This is a genomic window from Devosia sp. LjRoot3, assembly GCF_964252865.1.
Classification (GTDB): domain Bacteria; phylum Pseudomonadota; class Alphaproteobacteria; order Rhizobiales; family Devosiaceae; genus Devosia.
Map to the genome: position 1 here is coordinate 690,390 of NZ_CAXUPK020000002.1, position 15,850 is coordinate 706,239.

Annotated in this window: 16 protein-coding genes; 12 read left to right on the plus strand and 4 right to left on the minus strand. The window is 62.4% G+C overall.

The window, feature by feature from the left end; translation table 11 throughout:
* The first annotated feature begins 17 nt into the window (after window positions 1-17).
* Window positions 18-947, plus strand: a complete 930-nt coding sequence (locus tag ACSQ2A_RS10365) for a dihydrodipicolinate synthase family protein (RefSeq protein ID WP_436072163.1) — start codon at window positions 18-20, stop codon at window positions 945-947.
* On the opposite strand, the gene ACSQ2A_RS10370 is transcribed toward ACSQ2A_RS10365, so the two are convergent.
* Window positions 934-1,977 carry an amidohydrolase family protein gene (locus ACSQ2A_RS10370; RefSeq protein ID WP_436072164.1) on the minus strand — a complete coding sequence of 348 codons (1,044 nt, stop codon included), beginning with the start codon at window positions 1,975-1,977 and terminating at the stop codon, window positions 934-936. The two genes, ACSQ2A_RS10365 and ACSQ2A_RS10370, sit on opposite strands and share 14 nt — an antisense overlap.
* A gap of 75 nt (window positions 1,978-2,052) precedes the next feature.
* Here ACSQ2A_RS10370 and ACSQ2A_RS10375 point away from each other — a divergent pair, with 75 nt between their 5' ends.
* Both ACSQ2A_RS10375 and ACSQ2A_RS10380 read left to right on the plus strand, forming a co-directional pair.
* A complete protein-coding gene (locus ACSQ2A_RS10375; RefSeq protein ID WP_436072165.1) occupies window positions 2,053-3,357 on the plus strand; it encodes an aminotransferase class III-fold pyridoxal phosphate-dependent enzyme in 1,305 nt (434 codons plus the stop codon).
* Window positions 3,358-3,365: 8 nt separating this feature from the next.
* Complete coding sequence (locus tag ACSQ2A_RS10380) at window positions 3,366-3,839, plus strand: ureidoglycolate lyase (protein ID WP_436072166.1); 474 nt, start codon at window positions 3,366-3,368, stop codon at window positions 3,837-3,839.
* 168 nt (window positions 3,840-4,007) lie between these two features.
* Here ACSQ2A_RS10380 and ACSQ2A_RS10385 read toward each other — a convergent pair whose 3' ends face one another.
* The gene (locus ACSQ2A_RS10385) at window positions 4,008-4,742 is read right to left on the minus strand and encodes a FadR/GntR family transcriptional regulator (RefSeq protein ID WP_436072167.1); all 735 of its coding nucleotides are present in this window, start codon (window positions 4,740-4,742) and stop codon (window positions 4,008-4,010) included.
* Between the two features lie 206 nt (window positions 4,743-4,948).
* Between ACSQ2A_RS10385 and ACSQ2A_RS10390 the strand changes: the two genes are divergently transcribed.
* The 7 genes from ACSQ2A_RS10390 to ACSQ2A_RS10420 all read left to right on the plus strand — a co-directional run bounded on the left by ACSQ2A_RS10390 (window position 4,949) and on the right by ACSQ2A_RS10420 (window position 12,815).
* A complete protein-coding gene (locus ACSQ2A_RS10390) occupies window positions 4,949-6,454 on the plus strand; it encodes an ABC transporter substrate-binding protein (protein WP_436072168.1) in 1,506 nt (501 codons plus the stop codon).
* An 87-nt stretch (window positions 6,455-6,541) separates the two neighbouring features.
* Window positions 6,542-7,507 carry an ABC transporter permease gene (locus tag ACSQ2A_RS10395; RefSeq protein ID WP_295415208.1) on the plus strand — a complete coding sequence of 322 codons (966 nt, stop codon included), beginning with the start codon at window positions 6,542-6,544 and terminating at the stop codon, window positions 7,505-7,507.
* Entirely contained in the window at window positions 7,507-9,498 is a 1,992-nt protein-coding gene (locus ACSQ2A_RS10400; protein ID WP_436072169.1) for a dipeptide/oligopeptide/nickel ABC transporter permease/ATP-binding protein, read from the plus strand. The genes ACSQ2A_RS10395 and ACSQ2A_RS10400 overlap by 1 nt, the downstream gene beginning before the upstream one ends.
* Window positions 9,495-10,322, plus strand: coding sequence for an ABC transporter ATP-binding protein (locus tag ACSQ2A_RS10405; RefSeq protein ID WP_436072170.1), 828 nt, complete (start codon window positions 9,495-9,497; stop codon window positions 10,320-10,322). The genes ACSQ2A_RS10400 and ACSQ2A_RS10405 overlap by 4 nt, the downstream gene beginning before the upstream one ends.
* A 14-nt stretch (window positions 10,323-10,336) precedes the next feature.
* A complete protein-coding gene (locus tag ACSQ2A_RS10410; protein WP_436072171.1) occupies window positions 10,337-11,269 on the plus strand; it encodes a dihydrodipicolinate synthase family protein in 933 nt (310 codons plus the stop codon).
* 11 nt (window positions 11,270-11,280) lie between these two features.
* Complete coding sequence (locus tag ACSQ2A_RS10415; RefSeq protein ID WP_436072172.1) at window positions 11,281-11,955, plus strand: N-acetylmannosamine-6-phosphate 2-epimerase; 675 nt, start codon at window positions 11,281-11,283, stop codon at window positions 11,953-11,955.
* A complete protein-coding gene (locus ACSQ2A_RS10420; protein WP_436072173.1) occupies window positions 11,952-12,815 on the plus strand; it encodes an ROK family protein in 864 nt (287 codons plus the stop codon). The genes ACSQ2A_RS10415 and ACSQ2A_RS10420 overlap by 4 nt, the downstream gene beginning before the upstream one ends.
* Window positions 12,816-12,899: 84 nt before the next feature.
* Here ACSQ2A_RS10420 and ACSQ2A_RS10425 read toward each other — a convergent pair whose 3' ends face one another.
* Complete coding sequence (locus ACSQ2A_RS10425; protein WP_295415202.1) at window positions 12,900-13,127, minus strand: hypothetical protein; 228 nt, start codon at window positions 13,125-13,127, stop codon at window positions 12,900-12,902.
* On the opposite strand from ACSQ2A_RS10425, the gene ACSQ2A_RS10430 reads away from it, so the two are divergent.
* Both ACSQ2A_RS10430 and galE read left to right on the plus strand, forming a co-directional pair.
* Complete coding sequence (locus ACSQ2A_RS10430; protein ID WP_436072174.1) at window positions 13,107-13,904, plus strand: Crp/Fnr family transcriptional regulator; 798 nt, start codon at window positions 13,107-13,109, stop codon at window positions 13,902-13,904. The genes ACSQ2A_RS10425 and ACSQ2A_RS10430 overlap by 21 nt on opposite strands.
* Window positions 13,905-14,044: 140 nt before the next feature.
* Window positions 14,045-15,031, plus strand: a complete 987-nt coding sequence (gene galE, locus ACSQ2A_RS10435) for a UDP-glucose 4-epimerase GalE (RefSeq protein ID WP_295415200.1) — start codon at window positions 14,045-14,047, stop codon at window positions 15,029-15,031.
* A gap of 36 nt (window positions 15,032-15,067) precedes the next feature.
* Here galE and ACSQ2A_RS10440 read toward each other — a convergent pair whose 3' ends face one another.
* Window positions 15,068-15,727, minus strand: a complete 660-nt coding sequence (locus ACSQ2A_RS10440; RefSeq protein WP_295415199.1) for a response regulator — start codon at window positions 15,725-15,727, stop codon at window positions 15,068-15,070.
* Window positions 15,728-15,850 lie beyond the last annotated feature (123 nt).

A 15,850-nucleotide genomic window follows, 5' to 3' on the forward strand; every position in this document is an offset into this window, starting at 1 on the left:
TGTTGGGCGAGGCCGAGATGAACGAAAATCGAAAGCCTCGCCTTTCCGGCAACTGGGCCTCGCTGCTGTTGCCGATCAATGCGGATGAGAGCATCGACATCGTGCGTCTGGCCCAGGCGATCGATGTGCTGATCGCGGCCGGGGTGGACGGCATTTATTCCAATGGCACGGCCTCGGAATTCTATGCGCAGACCGAGGCCGAGTTCGACGCCATCCAGGCGCTGCTGGCAGAGAAATGTCGGGCGGCGGGGATGAGCTTCATGATCGGCGCCAGCCAGACCGATCCCGTCTTGCAGCTGGCTCGAGTTCGCCGCGCTGCGGCGCTGCGACCGCGTGCCATTCAGGTCATCCTGCCCGACTGGTGGCCAGTGTCCAACGAGGAGGCCAGGGCTTTTCTGCTGCGGGCGTCGGAGGCCGCTGAAGACACCGAGCTGGTGCTCTACAATCCGCCGCATGCCAAGCGCGTGTTGGCGCCGTCAGATATCTCGGTGGCGACGGCGGGTACTGCCGTTACTGCCACCAAATTGAGCCTTGTGGGCGAGACGTTCTATACCGAGGCGCGACGGCACCTGCAGCATCTGGCTGTATTTGTGCCGGGGCATCATCTGGCGACAGGTGTCCGGGAAGGCGTGGCGGCGGGGGCATTTTCCAACATTGCTTGCCTCTCGCCGCGCGGTGCGCAGCGCTGGACCGACATGATGGCGGGCGACCTCGACACGGCGCTCGAATGGGAGGGCCGTATCCGCACCTTCATCACCGAGCATATCCTGCCCTTTGCCCAGGCCGGCTATTCCAACGCGGCGCTCGACAAGCTGCTGGCGTCTATTGGAGGCTGGGCCGATGTGGGCACGCGCTTGCGCATGCCCTATGGCTCGATCGATGCGGCCGAAGTGCCGGCGCTACGCCGGGCAGCGCAGGCGCTTATTCCCGAAATCATGAACGCATGAAGGCGCGGACGTCGTTCCGCGCGGCATCCACGAGGCCTCGGGCGGTGTCGTGGAAGAGGGCTTCGCGCTGTGCGGTGCTGAGGCCCAGTTGGCGGGCGCCGCGCTTCATGGCGCGCAATTGCTCGTAGCGGATATAGGTCATGCGGCTATCGCAATGGCCGAGCGAAAGCTGGTGATTGGTTTCGGAGAGAAAGGCCCAGGCAAAGCCGAAGGCGATGTATTTGCCGCGCATGGGGCCGATCATGTCGTCGCTGCCGTACATCACGCGGTCGACGCCGGCGCCATTGTAGAGCGCGTCGAGCGCATCGGCTTCGCAGACGGTGGAGGTGTCGTACCAGACATTGGGCAGACCGCGTAGGTTCGCGGCGGCTTTCTCGATGGCCCAGGCGGAATAGGAGCGGGCGCAGTGGGCGAGTATCCAGCGCACGCGCGGGTATTTTCCGCTGAGGCGCAGCATTTCCGAGATGTTGTCGGGGTCCGAAATGGCCCGGCGCTTGGAGAGATGCATCATGACGATGAGGCCGAGGCGATCGGCGAGGGCGATCTGGTGCTCGGGGAGGAAGTCGGTAATCCCGGCTTCCGTGCGGTCGGCACTCGTGGCGTAGACCAAATAGGGTTTCAGGCCGATGGCGCCGGTGCGCTTAAGCGTGGCGAGGATTTCACCCTCGCTCATGCCGGGATGGACCAGCATCAGGGCGGCGGAATCTGCGCTCCTGGCGGTTTCATTGGCGACGTAAGTGTTGGAGCCATCGAAGTCGCATTGGCCGGCAAAGGGGAAGGGGAATGCCAGGCGTTCGACCTGTCGGCCGGGGAGGAGGGCGGCGTCGATTTCGTCGGCGAGTTTGGTCGTCACTTCGGGGAAATAGCGGCCGATGCTGGGGGCGTAGGGGCCGGTCTCCTTGTCGGGATTGAGGTTGAAGGCCCAGCGATAGATGTGGGTGTGCACGTCAAAGACGCGATCCGGTACGAAGCCGTCCAGTTCCTCCGCCCAGATGCGCTGGTCGAGATCGGTGGGCGTGAAATCGTACATGGCGCTGCTCCCTTTTGCCTTGAACTATCATGTTACACTGATAACAATATAACTAAAGCGCAAGAGGAGGATTTTGTGGGGACGGGACAGGATCTCTGGAACAAGGCCAAACGGCTGATACCGGGCGGAAATATGCTGCTGTCGAAGCGTCCGGAAATGTTCCTGCCCGAGCAATGGCCGGCCTATTTCAGCAAGGCAAAAGGCTGCCGGATCTGGGATCTTGATGGGCGCGAACTGATCGATATGACGATCATGGGCGTGGGGGCCAATACGCTCGGATATGGGGACGAGCGGGTCGACGCGGCAGTGGTCACCACGGTGATGCGGGGCAATATGTCGACGCTCAATGCGCCCGAAGAAGTGGAACTGGCCGAGCGACTGGTGGAGCTGCATCCTTGGGCCGATATGGCGCGCTTTGCGCGGACGGGCGGGGAGGCCAATGCGGTGGCCATCCGCATCGCGCGGGCGGCTTCGGGGCGGGATGGCGTTGCCATTTGTGGCTATCATGGCTGGCACGATTGGTATCTGGCGTCCAATCTCGGGGAGGACGATAGCCTTGCGGGGCATCTGTTGCCGGGGCTCGATCCGCAGGGTGTGCCGAGGAACCTGCGGGGTACCGTCTTTCCGTTCGGCTTCAATGATATTGCGGCGCTTGAGGCGCTGATCGCGACCGGCAAGATCGGCGTGATCATGATGGAGGTGGCGCGGACGTTTGATCCGTCGCCGGACTTTCTCAAGAAGGTGCGCGAACTGGCGACGGCTAATGGCATCGTGCTCATTTTTGACGAGTGCACATCCGGCTTTCGTCAGAGTTTTGGCGGGCTGCACAAGCTCTATGGTGTCGATCCCGACATGGCCGTGTTCGGCAAGGCGCTGGGTAATGGCTATGCGGTGACGGCCGTGATCGGGCGGCGCGAGGTGATGGAAGCGGCGCAGAACAGTTTTATCAGCTCGACCTTCTGGACCGAGCGGATTGGCTCGGCGGCGGCGCTGGCGACGCTTGATGTGATGGCGCAGACGCAGTCCTGGGAGGTCATTACCGGGATTGGCCGGGATATTACCCGGCGCTGGCGGGAGCTGGCGGCAAAACATGGGCTCGATATTTCGACGTCGGGTCTGCCGGCGCTGACCGGGTTCGCGTTCAAGGGGGCGAATGCTGCCGCCTACAAGACGCTGATCAGCCAGGAAATGCTCGACAAGGGCTATCTGGCGGCGACCAGCGTCTATACCTCCGTCGCCCATACGCCTGAGATCGTCGATGGTTATTTCGATGCGCTCGATCCCGTCTTCGCGCTTATCGCTGAATGCGAGGCGGGACGGGATGTCGGTTCGCTTTTGCGTGGCCCGGTGTGCCACGCTGGTTTCAAACGTCTCAACTAGGACTTGTTATGACTCTCGTTCTCAAGGCTCGGCCGGTGGATGCCGGGGCGCTCGCTCCCTATGCAACAGTGCTTGATGCCGCGGATGGCAAGGCGCGGGCTTTTCCCGAGGTGATGGAAAAGGGCGATGTGCCGGGCGCGCATGCCTTCACCATTCTCTGCCCCAAGCCGGTGGAAGGGGCGGTGCGGGTTGCTGCACTCGAGCGGCATCCGCATTCGACGCAGAGTTTTGTGCCGATCAAGGCGGGGCGGTGGCTTGTGCTGGTGGCGCCCAAGATGGCGAGTGGGGAGCCGGATTTGGGTGGGGCGCTGGCATTTGTTGCCGGGCCTGAGGATGCGATCTGCATCGGGCAGGATGTGTGGCACGCGGGGCTGACGGTTTTTGATCAACCGGCGCAGTTTGGCATGATTATGTGGAAGGCCGAGAACGCTGAAGATGGGGTGCTGTGGCAGCTTGATGAGGCGGTTGAGGTGGAGATCTAGGGGGCGCCGTCCCTCACTCAAGCCATCACCCCTGCAGATCGTCACCCTCGGGCTTGACCCGAGGGCTTTGCACTTGCTGGGCCATGGCCAAGTGAAGTGTCCTCGGGCCAAGCCCGAGGATGACGTTCGGTGTTTGGGGTAAAGGTGGTGGTGCGCAATTCGCAGCAGTTAGCCGCGCCCGCCTTCCGAGCGGCTTTTGAGCATGCGCAAGAGGGGCTGGTAGTGATCCACTACGGCCTTGCGATAGGCGTCGCCGTCGCCTGATCGTGCGGCGGCGTACATGTCGCTGTGGGCTTTGGCGGTTTGGCGCAGATCGGCCGGCAGGGCCAGATCAAGGCGCGGAAGCACCGCGGTATGAATATCCCAGAAGGCGGCGACCAACTGGCCGGCGAGCTGGTTCTTGAGGGGCGCAAGCAGCCTCGTGTGGAACTGGCGGTCTTCGTAGAGGAAGGCCTTGCCGTTTTCGGCGCTGGTCAGCATCTGCTCGACGAGATGCGGGATTTCTTCGTCGACCTGGCCCGAATGGGCTTCCACCACATCGTCCGTCAACGCGAGATCGAGGGATCGGCGCAGGTCGACCACGTCGCGCAGGGCCGCGAGATCGTCGCCGGGCGAGAGAACGCCACGAAAAACCAGGGTTTCGACCAGCGGGGCAAGGCTCATCTGGCCGACGACGGTGCCGGTGCCGTGGCGCACTTCGACGATGTCGAGGGTGGCGAGGGTGCGGATGGCTTCGCGCACCGAGGAGCGCGAGACACCCAGCTCCTGGCAAAGCTCGGTTTCGGTGGGGATGGGGTCGCCCGGATGCAGGCCCCGCAATAGAATCAAGCGCTTGATCTCTTCGGCGGTGGTGCTGCGACGCATCCGAGATTCATTGCTGGTCAGCTCGGCAGGACCGTTCATCCCCGATTCCTTTACTTGTCGCCCCACGGGCTGCGCCGCAGTTTTGGCGGTTTGGCCCGGCGAAACAAGAGGGGTTGCGCAGGGCGTCGTTAATCTCTAGAAGACATCAGACGTCTGATGTCAACTGGAGGGTCGTAATCATGCGTGTTAAGGGTTTTGGAATTTCACGGCGTGCACTTTGCCTTGCGGCAGGTGCCTTTGCGTCCATGTGGATGCTGGGAGCCAATGCTTATGCTCAGGACGTGCCGGAAGGCATTGATCCCGATGCGACGATCCAGGCAGCGATTGCCTACGGTCTTTCGGGTACGTTTGACCCGATGAGCGCCTCGGGCGCCGTTACGGTCGGGGTCAACTGGCACCTGTTCGAAGGTCTTGTGGACCTCGATCCGGTGACCCGTGAGCCTTACGCGGCTCTGGCTGCGGAAATGCCGGTCAGCGAAGATGGGCTGACCTATACGATCAAGCTGCGCGATGGCGCGGTTTTCCACGATGGTACGCCGGTGACGGCCGATGACGTGGTGTTCTCGTTCGAGCGCGTGCTTGATCCGGAATCCAAGTCGCTGTTCCGCTCGTTCGTGGCCTTTGTGGACACGGTCGAGGCGGTGTCGGCCGATACGGTGAAAATCACCACGAAATTCCCGTTCTCGCTGTTCAACGAGCGTCTGGGTTCGGTGAAAATCGTGCCGAAGGCTGCGGTCGAGGCGGATGCTGATGCCTTTGGCAAGCAGCCGATTGGTTCAGGTCCGTACAAGCTGATTTCGGCGACGCCGGAAGCGCAGATCGTTTTCGAGCGCAATGATGCCTATACCGGTCCGCGCCCGGCGCTGGCCAAGGACATGGTCTGGAACCTGATTGCCGACCCCAGTGCGCGCGTCAATGCGCTCTCTTCGGGTACGGTGATGGCTATCGAAGACGTGCCCTATATCGACGTCGACGCCGTAGCGGCCACCTCGACGCTTGAAAAGGCGCAGTCCTTCGGCCTGTTGTTTGCGATGTTCAACACGCAGGCTGAGCCGTTCGACGACGTCCGCGTGCGCCAGGCGTTCTTCTATGCGCTCGACATGGACAAGATCATCGGCACCGGCATGCTCGACAATGCGGTGGCGGCGACCTCATTCCTGCCGGCCACGCATCCGAACTACCATGAGGCCGCGGTGGTCTATGGCTATGATCCGGAAAAGGCCAAGGCGCTGCTTGCCGAAGCCGGTACGCCGGAGCTCGACATCACGCTGATGAGCACGGATCATGGCTGGGTGAAGGATGTGGCGCCGATCATCAAGGAATCCCTTGATCAGGTCGGGTTCAACACCACGCTCGATATCGGGCAGTCGGGCGGCCAATATGGCAAGGTCGATGCCGGCGAAATGCAGGTGATGATTGCCCCGGGTGATCCGTCGGTGTTCGGCAACGACCCCGATATCCTGATGCAGTGGTGGTATGGCGACAATGTCTGGCCGACCACGCGTTACCGCTGGGCCGAAAGCGAAGGCTACAAGGCGCTGACCGCGCTTCTCTCGGAGGCGCAGCGCCTGTCGGGTGATGAGCAGCAGGCCAAGTGGAACGAAGCCTTCGATCTGCTTTCGCAAGAGGTGCCGCTCTATCCGCTGCTGCACCGCCAGCTGCCGACGGCATGGAATGCCGACGAGCTTGAAGGCTTTGCGCCAGTGCCGACCACCGGCCTCTCCTTCCTCGGTGTTGGCGTCAAGGAATAGGCGCCAAACTGCCTGGGCGCCGGATGTTCTCCCCCGGTGCCCAGGCGGCCTTCTGCCAATCGCAATTCGCAAAGCGGGCCAGTCGATATGTCAAAAGTGCTCAACTTGATCGGGCGGCGCCTTGTGCAATTGCCGCTCATGATCCTCGGGATCACCTTTCTCGTTTTCTTCGTCATGTCGTTTTCGAAGATCGACCCGGCCATTACCGCTTTGGGCGAGGGAGCTTCTATCGAGGCGCGGCAGGAATATCGGCTCGAACATGGGCTCGATGATCCGCTGCTCACCCGCTATGTGCGCTTTGTGACGGGGCTGGCTCATTTCGATCTCGGGACTTATTCGGCGCGGCAATTGCCTGTCATTGACGAGGTGGTGCGAGCCTTTCCGGTGACGCTGCAGCTGACCTTTCTAGGGTTGATCTTTGCAGTTGTGGGGTCGCTGGTGTTGGGCGTCGTCGCGGCCATTTATCGCGATCGCTGGCCGGACCAGGTGATCCGGGTGCTCTCTATCGCCTCGCTCTCGACGCCGTCGTTCTGGCTGGCCGTGCTGCTGATCCAGTTGCTGGGCAACAAGGTCGGGATTTTTTCCATGCTGCCGACCTCGGGCAAGCTGCCGGTTCTTACCGAGGACTTTGGCGGCTGGTTTTATCGCATGTTGCTGCCGGCGGTGGCGCTGGCCGTGCCGGTCATCGGGCAGCTTTCGCGCGTGGTGCGGACAGCGGTCGTGGAAGAACTGGACCGGGACTATGTGCGTACGGCGCTGGGGGCGGGCATTCCGCGCTATGTCGTCGTCGGACGCAATGTGCTGCGCAATGCGCTGATTACCCCGATTACCGTGCTTGGTCTTCGGATCGGCTACCTCATGGGGGGCGCCGTGGTGATCGAGATCATCTTTAATATCAACGGGATGGGCATGCTGATCATGAACGGCGTGACGAATAACGAGCCCAACCTGGTGCAGGGCGTGACCCTCACCGTGGCCCTCGCCTTTGTCGTGATCAATGTCGTCGTCGACCTGCTCTACGTGCTGGTCAACCCGCGTATCAGGACGATCTGATGATCAGGACCGAAACTACTCAAAAACTCTCCGTGCCGGGCATGCGGCTCATGGGTCTGCGGCATCTGTCGATGACGTCCAAAATTGCGCTGGGCCTGCTGGTCGTGGTCGCGCTGATGGCGGTATTCGCGCCCCTCATCGCGCCATTCGATCCGCTGGCGACGGGGTTGACGCGCGGTCCGGCGGCGCCGGATGCGGTGCACTGGTTCGGGACGGACCGGCAGGGGCGCGATGTGTTTTCGCGGCTCGTGCATGGCGCGGGTTCTTCGCTGGTGATCGGGCTGGCGGCGACCGGTGTGGCGCTGCTGGCGGCTTCCGTGCTGGGCGCCATTACGGCCACGGCGCACAAATGGGTCGCTGAAGTGCTGATGCGCTGCCTCGACATGGTCATGTCGTTTCCCGGCATTGCGCTGGCGGTGATGCTGGTGACGGTGTTTGGGCAGTCGCTGCCGGTGCTCGTCCTAACCATCGCGTTTCTCTATACGCCGCAGCTCACGCGGGTCATCCGCGCCAATATCATCGGGCAGTTCGGCGAGGACTATGTTGCGGCCGTGCGGGTGATGGGCGCTTCGACGCCGCGCATCCTGATCCGGCATGTGGCGCGCAATTGCCTGGCACCGATCCTGGTCTTTGCCACGGTGCTCGTGGCCGATGCGATCGTCTTTGAAGCGTCGCTGTCGTTCATCCAGGCCGGCGTGCCTGATCCAGAGCCGTCCTGGGGCAATGTGATGGCTTCGGGCCGGCAATTGGTGATGTCGGGTGGCTGGTGGCCGACGCTCTTTGCCGGTGCGCTGATCACGACGACGGTGCTGGCGCTGAATATTCTGGCTGAGGGTATGACGGACGCCATGGCGGCACCGCGGAGCCGGACGCAGGTGAATGCTGCAGCTGTCGAGGCGGCGATCGATCGGGCGGAAGCGCCAAAGGTTGTGGCATCTGCAGCGCCGGTGGTTTCGCTGGAAGAGCGGCTGGCACAGTTACGCGGCGTGGAAAGCACGCGCACGGATCGGCTGATCTATACCGGTGGCGAGGCGCCGCTGCTTGAAGTGCGCAATCTCAGCATCGCGTTTCCGCGGCATGGCTCGGTCAATGTTGTGGATGATGTTTCGTTCAGCGTGCGGCCGGGCGAAACCATGGCACTGGTCGGCGAGTCTGGGTGCGGCAAGTCGATTACTTCGCTTGCCATCATGGGGTTGCTCGATCCGCGGGCGAAGATTGAGGGCGAGATCCTTTTCGAGGGGCAGAACCTGCTTACCATGACCGAGCGGCAGCGCAATGGGCTGCGCGGCAAGGGCATTGCCATGATCTATCAGGATGCCCTGTCGTCGCTGAACCCGGCCATGCTGATCCGCTCGCAGATGAAGCAGCTGACCTCGCGTGGCGGTACGCGTAGCGCCGAGGACTTGCTGGAGCTGGTTGGGCTCGATCCCAAGCGGACGCTGAACTCCTATCCGCATGAGCTTTCGGGCGGGCAGCGGCAGCGTGTGCTGATCGCGATGGCGCTGACGCGGAATCCCAAGCTGGTGATTGCCGATGAGCCGACGACGGCGCTCGATGTGACGGTGCAGAAGCAGGTGGTGGAACTGCTCAACCGCCTGCGTGAAGAGCTGGGCTTTGCCATGCTGTTCGTGTCGCATGACCTGGCGCTGGTGGCCGAAATCTCGCACCGCATTGCCGTGATGTATGCGGGCCAATTGGTGGAGCAGGGCAGTAGCCGGGATATTCTTACCCAGCCGATCCACGAATATACGCGGGGCCTGCTCGGCGCGGTGCTCAGCATCGAGGCAGGGGCGTCGCGCCTGCATCAGATTAGGGGTGTGGTGCCCTCGCCGCGCGAATTCCCCAAGGGGGATCGGTTTGCGCCGCGTTCGTCTGATCCCAAACGCAATGCCGGGGTGACGCCGGTGATGCGGCAGGTGGCGGGAACCACCCATTTTTATGCCGCCCATCCTGAAGACGAAGCTGTCGTAGCGCTGGAGGCTGGCCGATGAGCACGCCCGTTATTGAACTGCGCGAGGTCTCTGTCGATTTTCGCACCCGCTCTTCGCTCTTCAAGCCGCAGGTTCTGCGTGGCGTGGATACGGTTTCGCTCTCGGTGCGCCGGGGGCAGACACTGGGGATTGTGGGCGAGTCCGGATCGGGCAAGTCGACGGCGGCGAAGGTGCTAGTCGGGCTGATCGAACCGAGCGCCGGGCAGGTGCTGTTCGGCGGGGAAGTTGTTCGCCGCTTTGATGCGGCGACACGGAAGCGCATTGGCCGGGTTGTGTCGGTGGTATTTCAGGACCCGGCGACGGCGCTCAATGCGCGCATGCTGGTGCGCGATGCGCTGACTGATCCCCTGGAAGTGCATGGCATTGGCGATGCGGCGAGCCGGCGGGCGCGGGTGGCGGAGCTCGTGGGACTGGTGGGCCTGCCGCAATCGGTGCTCGATGCCATTCCGGCGCAGCTTTCGGGCGGGCAGAGGCAGCGTGTCGCCATAGCCCGGGCACTGGCGCTGGAGCCCGAGGTTATCGTCGCCGATGAGCCGACTTCGGCGCTTGACGTTTCGGTGCGGGCGCAGATCCTCAACCTGCTGCAGGACCTCAAGCGCGAGCTGGGGCTGGGCATGGTGTTCATCTCCCATGACATCCAGACCGTCCGCTATATCGCCGACGATATTGCGGTGATGCGGCACGGCAAGGTCGTCGAATTCGGACCGGGCAGCCAGGTCCTTTCCAATCCTTCGCAGGACTATACGCGCACGCTGCTCGAAGCGGCGCCGAGCCTGTTGCAGGCGCAGAAAACTAACTCCCAACCCTCATCTCTCTCGATCTGAGACCTAGAAAGACCATGACCAAGCACATCTATCAGGGCATCATTCCTCCCATTGTCACGCCGCTCAATGCCGATGGCAGCATCAATTATGGTGACCTCGAAAAGCTCGTCGAGCATCTGATCGTCTCGGGCGTCGATGGCATTTTCGCGCTGGGATCGACGGGGCAGGTGGCCTATCTCACCGATGCCGACCGCGTTGAAATCGTGAAGTCCGTCAGCAAGGCGGCGGCGGGTCGAGTGCCGGTGATTGCCGGGGCCATAGACTTGACGGCGGCGCGCATTGCCGAGGGCGCACGGGCGCTGGTGGCGGCAGGGGCCGATGCTATCGTCGCGACGGCGCCGGTCTACACGATCAATGACGAGGCCGAGGTGGCCGACCATTTCCGCCTGATCCGCGCCGGGATCGATGTGCCGCTCTTTGCATATGACATTCCGGTGCGCGTGCATCGCAAGCTCTCTGCCAAGCTCCTGGTTGAGCTGGGCAAGGAAGGGGTCATCGTCGGCGTGAAGGATTCCTCGGGCGACGATGTCGGCTTCCGCCGGCTGATTGCCATGAACGAGGCGGCGGGCCATCCGCTGGCGCTGTTTACCGGTCATGAAGTGGTCGTGGACGCCATGGCGCTGATCGGTGCCGATGGTGCCGTGCCGGGCCTCGCCAATGTCGATGCCAGCGCCTATGTCCGCCTCTGGGCGGCAGCAAAGGCGGGCAAGGTCGACGAGGCCATTGCCGAGCAGGACTATCTCAATCGCCTGTTCGAGATCGTCTTCTGCTCGACCGGACGGTCGGGTGACGCGGCGGGGGTTGGCGCCTTCAAGGCGGCAATGGCCGAAGTGGGCCTCCTGAGTTCGGCGACAATGACAGCGCCGATCAAGCCGCTCGATGGGGCGACCATCGACAAGATTCGCGCCATCGTGAAGGATGTCGGCCTCAAGAATCGGGCTGCGTGAGAGGCGTTGAGATGAGTGTGCTGCAACGGCTGAAAGGCGGCCTCGTCGCTTCGTGCCAACCCGTGGACGACGGTCCCATGGACCGGCCAGAGATCGTTGCAGCCATGGCCCAGGCGGCCGTGGCCGGCGGGGCGGTCGGACTGCGCATTGAAGGGGTCGACAATCTGCGTGCGGTGCGGCCGGTGGTCGATGTGCCTATTATCGGCATCGTCAAGACGGACCTTGCCGATAGCCCCGTGCGGATCACGGTGACGGTGGAAGATGCTTTGGCGCTGGCTGATGCCGGCGCCGATATCATCGCCTATGACGCGACGCCCCGCGCACGGCCCAGTGCGCGGGAAGAGATATTGGCGGCCATTCTGGGGCGCGGGCGGCTGGCCATGGCCGATTGTGCTACGCTGGAAGACGGGCAGGCTGCTCTTCTGGGCGGCGCATCGGTGCTCGGCTCGACCCTTTCCGGCTACACGGCTGAGACAGAGGGCCGGCATGAGGGGCCGGATTTTGACCTGATCGCTGCCTTCAAGGCACTGGGTGGCTTCGTCATGGCGGAGGGGCGGATCAATACGCCGGAACTGGCGGCGCGGGCTATGGCAGCGGGTGCTGATGCAGTTACGGTGGGCAGCGCGTTGACGCGGCTCGAGCATGTCACCGCGTGGTTCGCCGCGGCCGTTCGGGGCGCCAAATGAGCGTTTCGGGTTTTGCGGTTGACCTTGGCGGCACCAAGACGGCGGCGGCTCGGATCGAGGACGGGCAGGTTGTGGCCCGGCTTCAGACATCCACCGATGCCGGCGCGGATATGGACGTGCAGGTCGAGGTGATCGCCGGCCTCCTCGCCGAGCTCGGCTATGGTCACGGCGAAGCCCTGGGCGTCGCTGTGACGGGGCGTGTCGACCGGCAAGGGGATTGGCATGCCATCAATACCGGGACCCTGCGGGGGATCAGCGCCGCGCCCCTGGGCGCCACGTTGCGCCGCCGGTTTGGTCATCGGGCGCATTGCGTCAATGATGCCGCTGCCGCGGCCTTGGCAGAAGCGCGGCTGGGGGCAGGGCGCGGGACCTACAATTTTGCCTATCTGACGGTTTCGACCGGGGTTGGCGGAGGGCTGGTTCTGGGCGGCAGACTGATCGATAGCGGCAATGGTCTGGCCGGGCATGTCGGCTTTGCCGGGAGCCGTCTTGGCGATCAGCGTTGTGGCTCGGGGCGCCTGGGAACCGTGGAGAGCGTGGCGGGCGGACGGGCGATCGCGGCGGCGGCGGGACTGCCCGATGCGCGCTCGGTTTTCGAACATGGTGGCTTTGACGGCATCGTGGATCGGTCTGCTGCCGCTATCGCTGGCTTGATTGGGGATCTTACCGCGATCCTGGGACTAGACCGCGTGGCCGTCGGCGGCAGTATTGGGCTGGCGCCGGGCTACCTGCTGCGTGTGCTCCGGCATCTTGAGGATGAACCGCCGCTTTTCCGCCCAGAGGTCGTGCCGGCCGAACTGAACCATGACAGCGGACTGGTTGGTGCGCTGCTGATCGCTCAGGAGGCGTCGGCGGGCTGATGCCCTCTCAAGTGGCCTGACCCGGTCGCTAACCGTACGATCCGAAGACACAAAATAGTGAAGTGGCCGGCCGGTGTCGGCGTTTCAAATTCCCGAGAAATCAACGGCTTGACTATTTGTATCGATTTCAAATTGAACTTTTTCTTTCGGATCGGACCAAGGTCTGATCGGCAGGCGACCAACGTCAATTTCGGCTTGGCGCCTTTTGTCTGAATATTGGTGCGACCATCGTGAATAGAACGCTTCGACTGGCTCGGCTCTAATTGCACTTGAGGGGGCAAGGAGAGCGAAATGACGCATCAGTTTATCCATAGAAGCGATTTCCCTTTGTCATTGAAAAGACTGGCGGATCGGTCGATTGCCTCAGGGCGGATGCGTGAATTCTCGCAGGGCGAGACGATATACGAGTCGGGCATGAACGACATCGTCGGCTATGTCGTTTCGGGGGCAGTCAAGCTGGTAACGTTCCTGCCAGATGGTCGGTCCAATATTATCGGAGTCATCGAAGCGCCCGGTTTTTTTGGACGTATCTTTGGCGTGGCCACCGAATTTACCATTGAGGCAGCGAGTTGTGTGATTGTTGCTTGCTTCGAGCGTTCGGCTTTCGAAGCGCAACTGGTCGCAGACCCCGAACTCGAACACTTCATTCACATGGAAAACCTCCACCAGCTCGACGAAGCGCATGAGCGCATTCTCGTCCTGGCCTGCACGAGCGTCATCGAACGCGTGTCGACCTTCATGATGCTGAAGCTGCTGGCCGGTTCGGATCAGGATCGCAAGGCGGGCATCGTCCGTGTGCCGATCAATCGGCGCGACTTTGCCGCCTATCTCGCGACCACCGAGGAGAGCGTCAGTCGCTCCATTCAGGCCCTGGTCCGCCGAGGGACCATTGCCGTGATCAATAGCGCCAATTTCCGCATCTTGCGGCGAGCCGACCTGATTGCGATTTCGCGCCAGGATGAGGAGCATCTCATTGAAATGGTGCGCAGCCGCGGAAAGAAAACGACGGAATCGGCGATGTCGCTTGAGCGCACGGATGGGTATGGACGCGCTGGCTTGCCTGCGTCCCAGGCGGCGTCATGGGTGTGATCGTCGGTGTGGAATCTGCAGCGCGTCGCGATCTCAGGGGTTCGCTTCCTGCGCTTTAGCTCTTCGTTTTCACGCATGTCTTTGTTCCGAAGCCGGCGACCATTCTCGGGAGACATGCAGCAGCGCTTTGGGAGGTCGACATGGCGATACTCGTCACCGGCGGGGCCGGATATATCGGGAGCCACATGGTGCTCAACCTCGCCGATGCCGGCGAGACGGTCGTGGTGCTCGACAATCTCGTGACCGGCTTTGACTGGGCGATCGACAGCAGGGCGATCTTCGTGCGGGGCGATGCCGGAGATATCGCACTGGTCGGGCGGCTGATCGAGGAACACGACATTTCCGAGATCGTGCACTTTGCCGGCTCCATCGTGGTGCCGGAATCCGTGGTCGATCCGCTCAAATATTACGCCAATAATACGGCGACATCCCGCAACCTGATCGATGCGGCGGTGCGCGGCGGCATCAAGCATTTCATCTTTTCCTCGACGGCCGCGGTCTACGGCATGACCGGGCTTGAGCCGGTGGTTGAGACGAGCCCGCTCAACCCCATGTCGCCCTACGGGCGTTCAAAACTCATGACGGAATGGATGCTGGCCGACGTGGCGGCCGCCCATCCCATGACCTTTGGTGTCTTGCGCTATTTCAACGTGGCGGGTGGCGATCCGGGGATGCGTACGGGGCAGTCGACGCCGCATGCAAGCCATCTGATCAAGGTCGCCTGCCAGACGGCCCTGGGGCAGCGGGACCATATGGATATCTTCGGGACCGATTTCGACACGCCGGACGGAACGGGCGTACGGGACTATATCCATGTCACCGATCTTATCGCCGCGCATGCCTTGCTGCTGAAGCATTTGCGGGCCGGCATGGAAAGCAGCACCATCAATTGCGCCTATGGGCAGGGGTACTCGGTGCGGCAGGTGATCGACGCGGTGCGCGAGATTTCCGGCGTTCCGTTCCGGGTCAATGAAGCGCCACGCCGGGCGGGCGATCCGGCCTCGGTGACGGCAACCGGACAAAAGGCGCGCATGCTGCTGGGCTGGGTGCCGCGGCTCAACGATCTCTATACGATTGTCGATACGGCTTTTGCCTGGGAACGGCATCTGATGCTGCGCAACCGCTGAGGCATAGCCTCGGCGTTTCCGCGGCTCTTGTGCCGGTCACGAGCGGGCGTCTGCCTGCTCCTGGCTCAGTCGGGAGGCGATGACGACCTCCACGCGGTTGCGTGCCTTGAGCTTGAGCATGAGGCCGGTCATGTAGTGTTTGACGGTCTTTTCGCTGATGTGGAGCGCGGCGGCGATCTCGCGATTGGTCCGGGCCTGCATGAGGTGGCCAACGATCTGCTTTTCGCGCACATTGAGGCGGACGGCCTCGTCCAGTGCCTGTCGGCGCGCCCGGTCGCGGAGGCCATTCATGACCTGGCTGGCATATTGGCGGGTGACGAACATCTGGTCGGCCATGACCGTATCGATGGCTTCGAGAAGTTCGGAAGAGGGGCTGCCCTTGAGAGCAAAACCGGTGGCGCCGGCATCGAGCGCCTTGAGCGCGGATTCGATGCTGCAATAGGCGGTGAAGACAACAACCTTGGTATCCGGGGCAGTCGCCCCGATCTGGGCAATGGTCCGGAACACGTCGCCCGGCATGCTCAGATCCATGATGATGACATCAGGGGAAAGGGTCCTGACAAGTTCCATGCTGGCGTCGGCGCTGTCGGCCTGACCGACGATCTCGTGCCGATCGCTACCGGAGAACAGTGAGACCATGCCGGCAAGCAAAACCGGATGGTCATCGGCGATGGCGACTCTGATTGCTTTCCTCATTGCACAAAAGCAGTACTTGCCTGCAACCCCCGTTTTCCTCGTACTTCGGAGCCTACGACTTTATTAATGATCGGTAAATTCCCTTTATTTGTGAGTTTGCAAATGTGATTAACCCGAATGTCA

Coding starts and splice junctions, on each gene's coding strand:
- ACSQ2A_RS10365 (WP_436072163.1), top strand. CDS start 18: ATGAACGAAAATCGAAAGCCTCGCCTTTCCGGCAACTGGGCCTCGCTG.
- ACSQ2A_RS10370 (WP_436072164.1), bottom strand. CDS start 1,977: ATGTACGATTTCACGCCCACCGATCTCGACCAGCGCATCTGGGCGGAG.
- ACSQ2A_RS10380 (WP_436072166.1), top strand. CDS start 3,366: ATGACTCTCGTTCTCAAGGCTCGGCCGGTGGATGCCGGGGCGCTCGCT.
- ACSQ2A_RS10385 (WP_436072167.1), bottom strand. CDS start 4,742: ATGAACGGTCCTGCCGAGCTGACCAGCAATGAATCTCGGATGCGTCGC.
- ACSQ2A_RS10390 (WP_436072168.1), top strand. CDS start 4,949: ATGTGGATGCTGGGAGCCAATGCTTATGCTCAGGACGTGCCGGAAGGC.
- ACSQ2A_RS10395 (WP_295415208.1), top strand. CDS start 6,542: ATGTCAAAAGTGCTCAACTTGATCGGGCGGCGCCTTGTGCAATTGCCG.
- ACSQ2A_RS10400 (WP_436072169.1), top strand. CDS start 7,507: ATGATCAGGACCGAAACTACTCAAAAACTCTCCGTGCCGGGCATGCGG.
- ACSQ2A_RS10405 (WP_436072170.1), top strand. CDS start 9,495: ATGAGCACGCCCGTTATTGAACTGCGCGAGGTCTCTGTCGATTTTCGC.
- ACSQ2A_RS10410 (WP_436072171.1), top strand. CDS start 10,337: ATGACCAAGCACATCTATCAGGGCATCATTCCTCCCATTGTCACGCCG.
- ACSQ2A_RS10415 (WP_436072172.1), top strand. CDS start 11,281: ATGAGTGTGCTGCAACGGCTGAAAGGCGGCCTCGTCGCTTCGTGCCAA.
- ACSQ2A_RS10420 (WP_436072173.1), top strand. CDS start 11,952: ATGAGCGTTTCGGGTTTTGCGGTTGACCTTGGCGGCACCAAGACGGCG.
- ACSQ2A_RS10430 (WP_436072174.1), top strand. CDS start 13,107: ATGACGCATCAGTTTATCCATAGAAGCGATTTCCCTTTGTCATTGAAA.
- ACSQ2A_RS10425 (WP_295415202.1), bottom strand. CDS start 13,127: ATGGATAAACTGATGCGTCATTTCGCTCTCCTTGCCCCCTCAAGTGCA.
- galE (WP_295415200.1), top strand. CDS start 14,045: ATGGCGATACTCGTCACCGGCGGGGCCGGATATATCGGGAGCCACATG.
- ACSQ2A_RS10440 (WP_295415199.1), bottom strand. CDS start 15,727: ATGAGGAAAGCAATCAGAGTCGCCATCGCCGATGACCATCCGGTTTTG.